This is a genomic window from Lentzea sp. NPDC003310 (genome assembly GCF_040610935.1).
GTDB lineage: Bacteria > Actinomycetota > Actinomycetes > Mycobacteriales > Pseudonocardiaceae > Lentzea.
In genome coordinates this window covers 323,889-337,493 of record NZ_JBEXNC010000007.1, presented here as the reverse complement: position 1 = coordinate 337,493, position 13,605 = coordinate 323,889, and the positions used below count along the sequence as shown (strand labels likewise).

Below are 13,605 nucleotides of genomic sequence, written 5' to 3'. Positions count from 1 at the left end.
GGGGTTCTCCTTCAGCGGGTGGATTCGCGGTTGAAGAGCTTCTTGGACCACAGGTAGCCGCCGAGCCCGATGACGAGGCACCAGGCGAAGGCCAGGTAGCCGCTGTTGCCGATCGGCGTGCCCGTCAGCAGCCCGCGCAGGGCCGAGATGAACGGCGTGAACGGCTGGTACTCGGCGAACCACCGCAGCACGACCGGCATCGAGTCGGTGGGCACGAACCCGTTGCCGAAGAACGGGAGCAGGATCAGCGGCAGGCCGACGTTGCTCGACGACTCGACGGACTTGCTCGCGAGCCCGAGCGCGGCGGACAGCCAGATCAGCGCGAACGACATGCCCACCAGCAGCAGTGCGATCACGAGCCACTCCAGGGCGTTCGCCCGCGGCCGGAACCCGATCGTGACCGCGATGCCGAACACGAACGACATCGCGAGCACGGTCTGGACGAGGCTGCCGACGACGTGTCCGGTGAGGACGGACACGCGGGCGATCTTCATGGTGCGGAAGCGGTCGACGATGCCCTCGGTCATGTCCATCGCGATCGAGATGCTCGTGCCCTGCACGGCCGCGGTGATCGCCATCAGGATGATCGTCGGCGTGACGTAGTTCAGGTACTCGGCCCTGCCACCGGACGGGCCGCCGAGCCCGGCGCCCAGCGTGCCGCCGAAGACGTAGACGAACAGCAGCAGGAACACGACCGGCATGATCAGCAGCTGGAACGTGAGCGACGGGTAGCGGATCATCCGCCGGAGGTTGCGGCGGACCATCGTCGCCGAGTCGGTCAGCACGTAGGTCATCGCGGGGCCACCTTGTCGGAAGTGCCGGTGAGGGCGAGGAAGACGTCGTCGAGGTCGGGTGTGTGGGTGCTGAGCGACTCGACCTCGACCGCGTTCTCGTCGAGCCGGTCGAGCAGGGCCTTGAGGGAGCGGACGTCGCCGTCGCTCGGCACGCGCAGGGCGAGCGCGTCGCCGTCGCGCGAGGCGTCGCGCACGACGCGGGCGGCGGCTTCGAGGTGCCGCAGTTCGGTGAACTGCAACAGGACGTGGCCACCGGGGATGCGGCGCTTGAGCTCGTCCGCGGTGCCCTCGGCGACGATCCTGCCCTGGTCCAGCACCGCGATACGGTCGGCGAGCTCGTCGGCCTCCTCCAGGTACTGCGTGGTCAGGAAGATCGTGACGCCGCTCGCCACCAGGCCGCGCACGATGCCCCACATCGTGCGGCGGCTGCGCGGGTCGAGGCCGGTGGTCGGCTCGTCCAGGAAGATCACCTGCGGCGACCCGACCAGGGTCATCGCGAGGTCGAGCCGGCGCCGCATGCCACCGGAGTAGGTCGACGCGGACTTGTCGGCCGCGTCCACCAGGTCGAACTGCTCCAGCAGCTCGCCGACCTTCCGCACGCCGGCCGCCTTGCCGAGGTGGTGCAGGTCGGCCATCAGCTTGAGGTTCTCCCGGCCCGTCATCAGGTTGTCGACGGCGGAGAACTGGCCGGTGACACCGATCGCGGCGCGGACGGCGTCGGGATCGTCCGCCACGTCGTGGCCCGCGACGGACGCGGTGCCGCCGTGCGCGCGGATCAGCGTGGAGAGGATCTTGACGGTGGTGGTCTTGCCGGCGCCGTTCGCGCCGAGCAACGAGAAGACGGTGCCGCGCCGGACGTTCAGGTCGACGCCCTTGAGCACCTCGGTGTCGCCGTAGGAGCGGCGCAGGGCGGTGGCGGTGATCGCGTTCACGGTGTTCCCCTCAGGCACGGCGGACGGAGATGTCGCCGAAAGCGGTGTGGGCGGTGACCTTGACGGTCTCCGCGGAGGTGCCGGGGCCGTCGCTGCCCTCCAGCGAGTTGGTGACGCGGCCGAACGACGTCTTGGCGTCGATCCACGCGGCGGTGCCGTGCGCGATCCCGACCTCGATGCCGCCCATCGCGGTGTTGAGCGTGACGGTGTCGCGGACGACCTCGCCTACCTCGATCGAACCCATCGCGGTCCTGGCCTCGACGAGCGACCCCGCGCGCTCGACGTTGATGTCGCCGTTGGCCGAACGCGCCCTCAGGTCGCCGTCGACCGAGCCGACGTCGATGTGGCCGTTGGAGTTCTTGACGACCAGCGAGCCGTGGACCGTGCCGACGCGGAGGTGGCCGCTGCCGGTCTTGACCTCGGCGTTGCCGACGACGGCGCCGATCTTGACGTAGCCCGCGCCGGTGTCGGCCTTCAGCTGGCCGGTCCGGTCGAGGTGGATGTTGCCCGCGGACATGTCGACCTCGGTCACGCCGAGCACGCCGATGGTGCGGACGCTGCCCGCCGTCACGTCGGCGTCCACCTTGGACCCGGCGGGCAGCTCGACCACGACGTCGACCGACCGGGTCTTCTTCGAGAAGTCGAACGTCCGCTTGGGCCCGCGGACCATCAGCACGCCGTCGGCGTAGTCGACCGTGGTCTTGCGCGCGGCCTCGACGTCCGAGGAGTCGGACGAGTCGGTCGGCCGCACCTCGACGTTCGTCGTGGTGCGGTCCGTGGCGACGAACTGCACGTGCCCCGCGTAGATGTCCAGGAGTACGGAAATCGGTTCCGGTGTGGCGTAAGAAGGCATGGCTGTCCCCTCAGAAGGTGGTGGTGGAGCATCCCCGCAGGTCGGGGCGAAGTGGTGCGGTGCGGGAGCTAGCGGACCCAGCCGACGAAACGCGTCGAGCCGGTGATCTCGGACGTGATGGCGTCCGCGATGGACTCGCGCTTCGGGCTCAGCTGGGCCGACGCGGCGCGCACGAGCCACGCGTTGACCGAGCGGCCCTCCTTGGCCGCCGCCTCGTCGATCGCGGCCTTGAGCGGCTCGGGCAGGCGCACGTTGATCCGCACGGTGGTGCCGTCGTCGAAGCCGGCCGCCACGTCCTCGGTGGGGGCGGCGGCGGGCGGCGGTGCGACGGCGGCCGCCGGCTCGGGCGGCCGCCGCGTCACGACGAACTTCGGGTCACGGCCCCGCAGCAGCACCTGCACCGAGTCCGGTGCCAGGTCCGCGGTGATCTCGTCGGCGGCGGCGGACAGGGCTTCGAGCAGCGCCAGCCGGATCGCCGACTCCATCGTCACGGTCAGCCGCTCGACCAGCGCGCTCGCTTCCTCGCCACCGGTCTCGACGGCGGTGAGGAGCTCGCGGCCGAGGGAGGCCACATACGGGGTCAGATCCATGGCACCACTATGGCACACGGTGGCACCACCGGCAAGCAATTCTGGCTCAGCCTGGCATCACTTTGGCTCAGGGCAGGTCGGAGGGGGTGTCAGCCCAGGGCATCGGCGAACGCGGTGAACGTCGGCGTGCCCTTCTGCCGGTCCAGCACCGCGAAGACGACGTGCTCGAAGTAGCGGTTGTCCCGCAACGCGAGCGCGAAGATCCGGGCCACGGTCGCGGGGTCGTTGCCGAACACCCCGCACCCCCACGCGCCGAGCACGAGCCTCCGGTGCCCGTGCGACGCCGCGACGTGCAGCACCCGGATGGCCCGCCGCAGCAACGCGAGAGGGATGCCGTCGGCGCGCTCGGGCTGGCCGCGCAGGATCGCGGACCGGTTCGGCGCGGCGGCGGTGAGGAACGAGACCTCGTACGGCTGCGGCAGCAGAGAACCCTTGTCGTCCTTGAACACCGGCACGCGCGGCGAGTAGATCACGCGGTCGGTGTAGGTGAGGTCCTCGTGCGCGCGGTGGTACGCGTAGAACTCGCCGGCGGCGCGCAGGCACGGGTAGATCGCCGACGCACGGGCGATGCTCTCCTCCTGCGCCTGCGCGCCGTTGAGGAACCCGCCGCCGGCGTTGCGCGCGGAGGCGAAGTTCAGGGCGGCGACGTCCCCGCCGAGACGGCGGGTCGCGTCCACAGTGGACTCATTGGTGACGTCGACCCGCGCCGCCCCGACCTCCGCGGGCAGCGGCAGCACCTCGTCCGGCAGGTGCAGGCGGGTCCCCTCGACGGCGGGACGGACGGCGATGGCGACCTCGCCCGCGGCGGTGGAGTAGGAACCGCGCACCGCGATGGCGACGGTGTCGTGGGCGATCGCTCGCAACCTTGCGCTCATGATGCCCCGAGTCTGACCGGCGCCGGGAGGAACGCCAAGCGAGTTAGCCGCGGCCGTAGATCTCGGCCACGGCGGCGAACGCGGCCTTGGGCTCCCACGAACCGTCGTCGTGGACCTTCACGATGCCGGGGCTCGCCATGTCGAGGTCGCGCTCCGGGTCGTCCGGCCGGTGCGGATGGCTGTGCAGCGCGAACAGGTAGACGAACGCGCTGTCGACCCCGGTCTCCTCGAACGTCGTCAGCACCTCGCGCAGGTAGGTGGCCTGCTCCTCCTCGTCGCGCAGGTACCCGTCCCGAACCCGGACGGGCCGGCCGGTGTCGTCGTTCTCGACGATCTCCATGCTCCGCGGCGCCACCGCCCCCGACCCTCGCCACGCGGCCGTGTTGAAGCCGGTGATGGCGACCGGTTGCCCCTGCGCCACCGCGCTCCTGATGCCCTCGGCGTAGACGTCGGCGACCTCGGCGGAGCGGATCAGCTCGTACGTCCTGAAGTCGAACAGGCTCCAGTCGGGGTTCTCGAACGGGATGCAGGCGTAGGTGACCTTGCCGTGGAACTCCTGCCGCACCAGGGCGACGGCCTCCGCGAGGAACTCCCCCAGCCGCGCGCCCGCGTCCCGCATCCGTTCGGGCTGCCCCAGCAGCCCACCCAGCCGCTGCAGGATGTCGTCGCCGGGCACGAACCCGGAGTTCATGATGCTGAGCTCCACGCCCGTCATGAACACGACCTCGGCACCCCGCGCCCGGACGCGTTCGGCGCGGCGGGCGCAGTCGGCGAACAGGTCGAGGATCTCGGCGGGCGTGAGTTCCAGCGGGTAGGGCGAGAACCAGATCTCCAGCCCGAGGTCGGCGGCGATCTCCGCGGCCCGTTCGAGCCGGTCCGGGTCCCCGCCGACGAGGTGGACGGCGGTGCAGTGCAGGTCGTCCCTGATCGCGGTCAGGTCCCGGCGGACCGCGTCGAGGTCGAACTTCTCCAGCGAGATCTCTCCGTGGCGCACGAAACCGGTGTCGTACGCGATGCCTTTGGCGCGCATGCCGACGAGACTAGGCGCGAAAAGTGCGTGCGCGCAAGTTTGCGTGAGCGCAGTTACGACGGCCAGACGAGCAGCACCGGGCAGAGGGCGTGGTCCACGACGAACCGGGTCGCCGGGCCGAGGCTGCGCGGGCCGGCGTGGCTCACGTCCCCGTCGCGGCACAGCACCAGCAACGACGCGTCCCGGCACGCCGCGACGACCTCGTGCTCGACCCGGCCGGTCCGCGTCTCCGTGCGGCACGGCAACCCGAGCCGTTCGGCGGCCGCTTCGAGCAACCGGGTGGAGTGGCCCGCCGCCAGGTCGTCGACCCGCGCGCCGGGGTCCCTGGCGGGATGGCGTCCGAACAACCCGGCGAGCGCTCCGTGCGCCGCGCCGGGCACGTCGTGGTCGCTGACGTGCAGCAACAGGAAGTCCTCACCGCCGTGCGCACGGGCCGCGTCGACGCAGTCCGGCCAGGTGTCGTCGGCGATCCACACGACCACCGCCATGGTCATCCTCCGATCAGCCGCAGGGACGCCCACAGTGCCACGACCGCGGCGACCAGGGTGGCAGGCACGGCGAGCAGACCGAGCTTCGTGAACTCCGGCAGGTTCACCTCGGTGTCGTGGTCGTGCACGATCCGCCGCCACAGCAACGTGGCGAGCGACCCCGCGTAGGTCAGGTTCGGGCCGAGGTTCACGCCCAGCAGCACCGCGAGCACCACGCCCGGTCCCAGCGGGGCGACCAGCGGCAGCAGCACGAGCACCGCGGGCAGGTTGTTGATCACGTTGGCGAGCACGGCGGCAACAGCGGCCACCCCGAGCAGCGCGAGCAGCCCGGTGCCGTCCGGGAGCGCGAGTTTCAGCACGTCGTCCAAACCGTTGTCGACGACCGCCCGCACCACGATCCCGAGGCCGAGCACGAACGCGAGGAACGGCAACGAGGCCGCCCGCACGACCTTGCCGACCGACGTCCGCTTCCGCACCAGCGCCCGTCCGGCCATCACCAGCGCGCCCGCGCACGCCGCCCACGCCGGGTCGATCCCGGTGGCCGACGCGACCACGAACCCCACGAGCGTCAGACCGACCACGGACAGCGCGAACACCGGCAGCTCCTGCGGCGGGTGCACCACCGGGGCGTGCGCGGGCGCGTCGAGGTCGGTGCGGAAGAACCGCCGGAACACCACGTACTCGACCGCGATCGCGACGACCCACGGCAGCGCCATCAGCGCCGCGAACCGCGTGAAGCTCAGCCCGCTCGACGCGAACGCCAGCAGGTTGGTCAGGTTCGACACCGGCAGCAGCAACGACGCGCTGTTCGACAGGTGCGTGCACGCGTAGACGTGCGGCTTCGGCCGGACCCCGAGCTGCGCGGCCGTCGCGAACACCACGGGCGTCAGCAGCACGACCGTCGCATCCAGACTCAGCACCGCCGTCGTCACCGAGGCCGTGACGAACACCCCGCCGAGCAACGTCCGCGGTCTGCCGCCGGACGCGCGCGCCATCCAGGTGCCGCAGGCGTGGAAGAGGCCCTCGTCGTCGCAGAGCTGGGCCAGCACGAGGATCGCGGCCAGGAACCCGATCACGGGCCCCAGCCGCACCGCCTCGTCCACGACGTGGTCGAGCGGCAACGCTCCGGCCAGCACGACGACGACCGCCGCCGGCACCGCGACCGCCGCCTCGGGCCAGCCCCACGGCCGCACGACCGCGCAGACCAGAACGGCCACGAGCAACAAAACGGACAGCGCCAGCACGGTGGATCCTCCTGCGCCGGCAAGGGATCCGGCCGCGCTGACTCTAGGTGCTGCCCCGCGTCAGCTCATCTTGGCCGCCGCGCTCTTGATGGCCTGCCGGATCCGGAAGTACGTGCCGCAGCGGCAGACGTTCGCGATCCGGTCGATGTCCTCGTCCGAAATCTCCTGCTTCGTCCGGAGCAACGCCGCCGCGGCCATGATCTGCCCCGGCTGGCAGTAGCCGCACTGCGCGACGTCCTGCTCCAGCCAGGCCTCCTGGACGGGGTGCAGGTCCTCACCGGACGCGAGGCCCTCGATCGTGGTCACCTCCTGCCCGGCGCACTCGGACACCGGGGTGACGCACGGCTGGACCTCCGCGCCGTTCAGGTGGGACGTGCAGGCGCGGCACACACCGATGCCGCAGCCGAACTTCGGGCCGCGCACGCCGAGCTTGTCGCGCAGCACCCAGAGCAGCGCCAGGTCCGCGGGAGCGTCCACGGTGACCGGCTTGCCGTTGACGACGAACGTGTAGGTGGGCACAGGGGACGCTCCTTCAGCGCGGGAACGGCTCGAAGTCGACCGGGAAGATGATCGGGAAGCTGCGCGGCACCACACCCGTCGCCCGCGCGTAGGCATTGGCGATCGCACCGACCGCGGCCGGCACGCCCAGTTCCCCCGCGCCGCCCGGTTCCCCGGTCGCCGGCATCACGTGGATCTTGACGTCGAGCGGGGCGTCCTTCTGCCGGGCGTAGTGGAACTGCGAGTACGAGCCCTCCAGCGGCAGCCCCTTGTCGATGTGCAGACCGGCGCGCAGCGTGGTGGAGATGGCGTCGGTCAGGCCGCCGAGCATCTGCGCCTCGAGGCCGCGCGGGTTGATCGGGCGGCCGACGTCCACGGCGATGGTCGCCCTGACCACGCGCGGGTTCTTCGGGTCGCGGGCGTCGATCTCGACCAGGCAGGCGGTGCAGGACTTGTACTCGTCGTGGAACCCGATGCCCTGCGCGAAGCCCTTCGGCATCGCCTTGCCCCACTGGCCTTCCTCGACGACCTTGTTGAGCACGGCGCGTTGCCGGGCGGTCTTGAGGAACTCGCGGCGGAACGCGACCGGGTCCTTGCCCATCTTCTTGGCCAACTGGTCGACCAGGATCTCCTCGGCGCCACGGGTGTTCGCCGAGTAGACCGACCGCCACGACCCGGTGTGCATGCGCAGCGGCACCTCGTTGAGCAACGAGGTCACGACGCCGAAGTTGTACGGCACCTTGCACGTCGTGAGGAACACCGTCTGCGCGAACGACAGGTTGCCGCCGACCGGCAGCTTCGCGGCCGTGGCGGTGAGGATCTCGCCGAGGCCGTGCCGGAAGTCGGTCTCGACCGAGGCCACCCGGTGCTCGAACGTCAGCACGTTGCCGAGCGCGAACGTCGCCCGGAGCTTGTGGTGGCTCGCGGCGCGCGCCCGTCCGTGCCGCATGTCGTCGGTGCGCGACCACATGAGCTTCACCGGGCGCTTCAACGCCTTCGAGATCTGCGCGGCCTCGATCGCGGCGTCGAAGAAGAGCCTGCGCCCGAACGAGCCGCCGCCCTGCACCACGTGCACGGTGACGGCGGACTCGGGCAGCCCGACAGCCGCCGCGATGGTCTGCCGCGCCACGATCGGCGACTTGAGCCCGGCCCAGATCTCCGCGCGGTCGTCCCGGACGTCCGCGATCGCCGAGTTCGTCTCCATCGGCGCGTGGCTGACGAACGCGAAGTCGAACTCCAGGTCGAGGTGCTGGGTCAGCAGCGGCGGCACCACGAACGGCAGTGCGGCAGCCTGCAGCTTCGCCCGGATCTCCTTGTCCGACAACGAGTCGATCGTGCCGGGGTTCCAGGTGACCTTGAGCGCGTCCCGTGCGGCCATGGCCTGACCGAACGTCTCCGCGACCACCGCGACGCCCGTGGGCACGACCCCGATCGCGAGCACGCCGGGCATGGCGCGTGCCGCCGCCGAGTCGACCGACTTCACCGAGCCGTTGATCGTCGGCGGCCGGCGCACGACCGTCGGCATCGCACCCGGCATGTCGTGGTCGAGGGTGTACCGGAACTGCCCGGTGACCATGGCGCGGGCGTCGATGCGGGACTGCGGTGTGCCGACCAGCCGGTGCTCGCCCTCCGGCTTCGGCTGCGCGGCGAACGCCCCGGTGAGCTGCGCGGCGGCCGACGTCAGCAGCCCGTACAGGACCGGGCGGCCGTCCGGCAGGATCACCGCGCCGTCGCGGGTGGACAGCCGCGAGACCTCGACGCCGTGTTGCTCCGCCGCCGCCGCGAGCAGCCGGGCGCGGGCGGCGGCCGCGGCCTGGCGGACCGGCCCGTACACCGACCGCATGGTGTTGGACCCGCCCGTGAGCTGGTTCATCAGCAGCTCGGGCCGCGCGTCGGCGAGCGTGACGCGGACCTGGCCGAGCGGCAGGTCGAGCTCCTCCGCGACGAGCATCGCGGACGCCGTGGTGATGCCCTGACCGACCTCGGCGCGCGGCAGGTCGAGCGTGACGACACCGTCCTCGCCGACGCTGAGCACGGCGAGCGCGCCGGCCGTCGGGGCTCCGGCGAGGATGAGGACGTCGCCGAGATCGAGGATCTCGGCCGGTTGCGGCAGTGTCGGTATGACGGCTTCGGCCGTGCCGGGCACCGCGACGGTGAGCACCGGGGCCGCCACGAGGAACGTGAGGAACCGCCGGCGTCGAACCGGGACCTGGGCTGCAGGGACCGGGACTTCGTTGTCACAGGTCATGTACTCGTCAACGACATCCGGCCCATGCGGGTACGACCGTCAGCCGAACGGGTGCACGACCGATCTCCCTAACGAGCCTGCGGCACCTTCCGGCGCAGCACCGTCTCGGCGCCGCCGGTCGCCACCAGGAGCTTGACCAGGACGCGTTTGACCTCTTCACTGCCGTACACGTCGAGCTCGCGGCGGAGCCGGCGGCTGTCCTCGACGAGCTGCCGGCCCCGCTCCGTGAGGCGGGCGCGCCGGGTCCGGCTGTCCACGCGGTCCGGCACGCGTTCGACGTAGCCGAGGCGCTGCAGCTCCATCAGCTGCTTCGACGCGGCCTGCTGCGTGACGCCGAGCAGCTCGCCCAGCTCCGACACCGTCGGCTCGCCCTCGACCAGGTGCTGCATGACGTAGCCGTGCGAGATCCGCACACCCTCGTGCCCGATCTCGCGCAGCTGCTGGAGAACTGCGTCGTTCGCGGAACTGCCCGCCAGGAACGCGAGGGTCGCGACGTCGATGTCCATCAGGTCCACGGCGCCCATCCTGGCACTCACCGCACAGGTGCACAACGATGGTTGTGAATATGACTGGACATCGTGATCTCCTCTCCTCCCCACCTCCGGCGCCACAACCGGTCGTGGGTCGCCACGACCACCGCGCCGGGGTAGTGGGCGAGCGCCGCCTCCAACTCCTCGACCAGGGCGGGCGACAGGTGGTTCGTCGGCTCGTCCAGCAGCAGCACGTCGGCCTCCCGCGCGAGCAGGCGGGCCAGCGCGACCCGCCGCCGTTGCCCGACCGACAACGCGCCGAGCGGAGTGGCGAAGTCCTCTGTCCTGAGCAGACCGAGCGCTTCGAGCTCGTCCTTGCTCCCGCCGAACGCCTGCAGCACCGTCTGCTTCGGTTGACGCACCACGGTTTCCTGCGGCAGGTAGCCGACCACGCCGTTGCGGACGACCGTTCCCCGCTCGGGTTCGCGCTCTCCAGCCAGGATCTTGAACAGCGTGGACTTGCCGGAGCCGTTCGGTCCCGTCACCAGCAACCGTTGTCCCGCCTCGACTTCGAGGTCACCGAACGCCAGCACCACGCCCTCGCGCACCGCCGCGGCGGGCGGGACGTTGAGGCGCAACGGGTCCGGCGGCTTCGGCACCGGGTCGGCCCGCAGCCGCTCCAGCCGTTCGGACGCGCTGCGCACCCGCGTCCTGATCGACGCCTGCACGCGGCGGCCGTCGCCGTTGTACTTGCACTTGTTGTGGTCCGGGATCGCCCGCCCCGGCGCGACGCGGTGGGCCGTCGTGCCGCGCCACCCGGTCCAGTGGCCGATCTCGCCGACCCACTCCGCGTAGGCCTGTTCCCAGCGCTGCCGCGCCGCCCGCTTCTCGGCGACGTAACCCGCGTACCCGTTGCCGCAGCGGGTGATCGACCGGTTCTCGACCTCGACGACCGCCGTGGTCACCCGTTCCAGCAGGAGGCGGTCGTGCGTCACCACGACCAGGGTGCCCCGGTGCCGGCGCAGCCTGGCCTCGAGCCAGTCGAGCGCCCGGTCGTCGAGGTGGTTGGTGGGCTCGTCGAGCAGCAGCAACTCGGGGTCGGCCGCGAGGACGCAGGCCAGCGCGAGCCGCGCCTTCTCACCGCCCGACACCGTGCCGAGCGCGCGGTCGCGGCCGATGTCGACCCCGAGAGCGGACATCGCGGCCTCGACCCGTGCGTCGGCCGAGTAGCCGTCACGCAGTTCGAACGCCGTCAGCAGATCGCCCAGTTCGTCGAGCCTCTCCTCCGCCGCGGCCGCGGCGATCTGCCGTTCCAGCAAGCGGATCTCGGCGAGCGCGGCGTCGACCGCGTCACCGACCGTGGCGTCCGGCGGCAGGTCCAGCACCTGCCCGAGGTAGCCGATGCCCTGCGCCACAACGGTGATCTCACCGTCGTCCGGGACGTCCTGCCCGGCGATGAGCCGCAGCAGCGTCGACTTGCCCGAGCCGTTCTCCCCGACCACGCCGAGCTTCTCACCCGGCCGGACCGTCAGGGACACGTCGTCGAGGACGCGCTTGTACGCGTAGTTCTTGGTGATTTTTCTGATCGTCAACTGAGCTGACATGAGGGACCCCCACACCGCCGAAGGAACTCGGACACGGATGCGCTGAAGGCGGGGTCAGTAGATCACCTAACCGATGTTGCCATACACCGTACGAGGAGGCAAGCGCATACCGCCCGCATACCCGCCCCCGTTTGCATCTCCCCTGTTCACCGAACGAAGGGAGACCGGCGATGTCCGGCGAAAGGCAGTACAGCCGCCGCTCGATCGGCAAGCTGGCGGCGGGCGCCCTCGCGGCGGCGGGCATGGCGTCGCTGCCGGGCAGCGCCTCGGCCGCACCGCACTACCGCGCGCACGGGCCGTTGCTGACCGACGGCTACCAGACGTGGCTCGACGCGATCACCAACCAGGGCGCCGACCTCGCGAAGGTCGTCACGGGCTGGGGCATGCCGGGCCCCGGGCCGTGGCAGAACTTCCCCGACCACGTCTGGACCGCGGCGGGCGCGACCAACTTCCTCATCGTCCGCACCGTCACCGGCGACACCGACAAGATGATCGACCCGAACCAGGCCGTCGCCGAGATCCGCGACTCGCGCTTCTTCGAGTTCAAGAGGATCCGGTCCGGCGCGGACAAGTGCATCATCGAGCTCGGCAACGAACCGAACATCCGCGTCGCCGACCCGTGGGCGTACGGGTACAACCTGAGCGTCACGATCGACCGGATCCGGGAGACCTTCCCCGGAGCCAAGATCTGCGGCACCGCGCTCTCGCCGAACAAGACGACGAACCCGGACACCTGGTACGCCAACCCGAACTTCGTCAACGCCATCAAGAAGTGCGACTTCGTGGGCGTCCACTTCTACAGCAACGCCGACGACGGTAACTTCGCCGCGCAGGGCGGCTGGAACGAGCTCACGTACGCGGAGACGCTGTCGCGGTGCGCGCAGAAGTGGCCCGGCAAGCCCGTGATCGCGACCGAGTACTCGATGCGGACCACGCGCGTGACGCCGTACAACAAGGGCTACAAGTACGGCAGCCTGATCCACTTCGACGACACGGTGGCGTCGAGCCTCTGGGGCGCCTGCTACTACCACGTGCAGACCAACCCGAACGGCATCGACTTCCACGAGAACGTCGGCTCCGAAGGCGCGCGCGGCTACCGCAAGAGGTTGAGCGAAGGCGGCCTCTGACACCCCTCCCCCGGGTAGACTGACAAGGCGTCTACCTGGGGGTTTCAGGTGCAACGGCACGTGCGCACGATCGACGACGTCATGGCTTTGCTGGACGAGCTGGCCGCACCGTCCGACGGCGACTGGTGGGACCGCTTCTACGCGGACCGGTCCCGCGAGGTCCCGTTCTTCGTGGAGAAGCCGGACGAGAACCTGGCCGCCCACGTGGCGAGCGGACTGCTGAAGCCGGGCCGTGCGCTCGACGTCGGGTGTGGACCCGGCCGCAACGCGGTCTTCCTGGCGCGCAACGGGTTTCGGGTCGACGCCGTGGACATCTCGGCCACCGCCATCGCGTGGGCCGGGGAACGCGCCGCGGGACTGGACGTCCGGCTGCGGCACGGCGACGCGTTCGCGACCGAGGGCGCGTACGACCTGATCTACGACTCCGGGTGCTTCCACCACCTGCCACCGCACCGGCGCGTCAGCTACCTGGCGCTGCTCGACCGCGCGCTCGTCCCGGGCGGCCACTTCGGGCTCACCTGCTTCACCGCCGAGGAAGGCACCGCCGTGCCGGACGCGGACCTGTACCAGCGGACCGGTCTGTCGGGCGGCGTCGGGTACACACCGGACGAGCTGCGGTGGATCTTCCAGGACCTCACCGAGGTCGAGGTGCGGCGGATGTCCGAGGAGCCCGCGGACTCGCCGTCGTTCGGGAAGCGGTTCCTGTGGACGGCCCTGTTCCGCAAAGACGTGCAGCCAACGGACACACGTGTCCGGCAGGCGGAATGATCCGGTGCCGCCACCTGCGAAAGTAGGGACAACCCCCTGCTCCAGTAGGTGATCCAAGGCACAAAACCGGCAGTATCGTCACGC

The 13,605-nt window shown here is 70.8% G+C and carries 14 protein-coding genes; 2 read left to right on the top strand and 12 right to left on the bottom strand.

Features of this window, described 5'->3' with window-relative positions:
* Positions 1 to 11 precede the first annotated feature (11 nt).
* The 12 genes from ABZX02_RS16760 to ABZX02_RS16705 all read right to left on the bottom strand — a co-directional run bounded on the left by ABZX02_RS16760 (position 12) and on the right by ABZX02_RS16705 (position 11,614).
* Positions 12 to 794 carry an ABC transporter permease gene (locus ABZX02_RS16760; RefSeq protein ID WP_355298992.1) on the bottom strand — a complete coding sequence of 261 codons (783 nt, stop codon included), beginning with the start codon at positions 792 to 794 and terminating at the stop codon, positions 12 to 14.
* Positions 791 to 1,726 (bottom strand): ATP-binding cassette domain-containing protein, encoded by a 936-nt coding sequence (locus tag ABZX02_RS16755; protein ID WP_355298990.1) that lies wholly within the window; start codon positions 1,724 to 1,726, stop codon positions 791 to 793. Before ABZX02_RS16755 ends, ABZX02_RS16760 begins: the two co-directional genes overlap by 4 nt.
* A gap of 10 nt (positions 1,727 to 1,736) precedes the next feature.
* Positions 1,737 to 2,579 carry a DUF4097 family beta strand repeat-containing protein gene (locus tag ABZX02_RS16750; protein ID WP_355298988.1) on the bottom strand — a complete coding sequence of 281 codons (843 nt, stop codon included), beginning with the start codon at positions 2,577 to 2,579 and terminating at the stop codon, positions 1,737 to 1,739.
* 68 nt (positions 2,580 to 2,647) lie between these two features.
* The gene (locus ABZX02_RS16745; RefSeq protein WP_355298986.1) at positions 2,648 to 3,169 is read right to left on the bottom strand and encodes a ribbon-helix-helix protein, CopG family; all 522 of its coding nucleotides are present in this window, start codon (positions 3,167 to 3,169) and stop codon (positions 2,648 to 2,650) included.
* 89 nt (positions 3,170 to 3,258) lie between these two features.
* Entirely contained in the window at positions 3,259 to 4,044 is a 786-nt protein-coding gene (locus ABZX02_RS16740) for a TIGR02452 family protein (RefSeq protein WP_355298984.1), read from the bottom strand.
* Between the two features lie 43 nt (positions 4,045 to 4,087).
* Positions 4,088 to 5,074: a hypothetical protein gene (locus ABZX02_RS16735; protein WP_355298983.1), complete on the bottom strand. Its 987-nt coding sequence runs from the start codon at positions 5,072 to 5,074 to the stop codon at positions 4,088 to 4,090.
* A 53-nt stretch (positions 5,075 to 5,127) separates the two neighbouring features.
* On the bottom strand, positions 5,128 to 5,562 hold the full coding sequence (locus ABZX02_RS16730; protein ID WP_355298981.1) for a universal stress protein: 435 nt from the start codon (positions 5,560 to 5,562) through the stop codon (positions 5,128 to 5,130).
* A gap of 2 nt (positions 5,563 to 5,564) precedes the next feature.
* Positions 5,565 to 6,806, bottom strand: coding sequence for an SLC13 family permease (locus ABZX02_RS16725; protein ID WP_355298979.1), 1,242 nt, complete (start codon positions 6,804 to 6,806; stop codon positions 5,565 to 5,567).
* A gap of 60 nt (positions 6,807 to 6,866) precedes the next feature.
* A complete protein-coding gene (locus tag ABZX02_RS16720) occupies positions 6,867 to 7,325 on the bottom strand; it encodes a (2Fe-2S)-binding protein (RefSeq protein WP_355298977.1) in 459 nt (152 codons plus the stop codon).
* Positions 7,326 to 7,338: 13 nt separating this feature from the next.
* Positions 7,339 to 9,552: a molybdopterin cofactor-binding domain-containing protein gene (locus ABZX02_RS16715; protein ID WP_355298975.1), complete on the bottom strand. Its 2,214-nt coding sequence runs from the start codon at positions 9,550 to 9,552 to the stop codon at positions 7,339 to 7,341.
* Between the two features lie 68 nt (positions 9,553 to 9,620).
* Positions 9,621 to 10,058, bottom strand: coding sequence for a MarR family transcriptional regulator (locus ABZX02_RS16710; RefSeq protein WP_355299154.1), 438 nt, complete (start codon positions 10,056 to 10,058; stop codon positions 9,621 to 9,623).
* A gap of 26 nt (positions 10,059 to 10,084) precedes the next feature.
* A complete protein-coding gene (locus ABZX02_RS16705; RefSeq protein ID WP_355298974.1) occupies positions 10,085 to 11,614 on the bottom strand; it encodes an ABC-F family ATP-binding cassette domain-containing protein in 1,530 nt (509 codons plus the stop codon).
* Between the two features lie 182 nt (positions 11,615 to 11,796).
* Between ABZX02_RS16705 and ABZX02_RS16700 the strand changes: the two genes are divergently transcribed.
* Positions 11,797 to 12,753 carry a hypothetical protein gene (locus ABZX02_RS16700; RefSeq protein WP_355298972.1) on the top strand — a complete coding sequence of 319 codons (957 nt, stop codon included), beginning with the start codon at positions 11,797 to 11,799 and terminating at the stop codon, positions 12,751 to 12,753.
* Between the two features lie 60 nt (positions 12,754 to 12,813).
* A complete protein-coding gene (locus ABZX02_RS16695; protein ID WP_355298970.1) occupies positions 12,814 to 13,521 on the top strand; it encodes a class I SAM-dependent methyltransferase in 708 nt (235 codons plus the stop codon).
* Positions 13,522 to 13,605 lie beyond the last annotated feature (84 nt).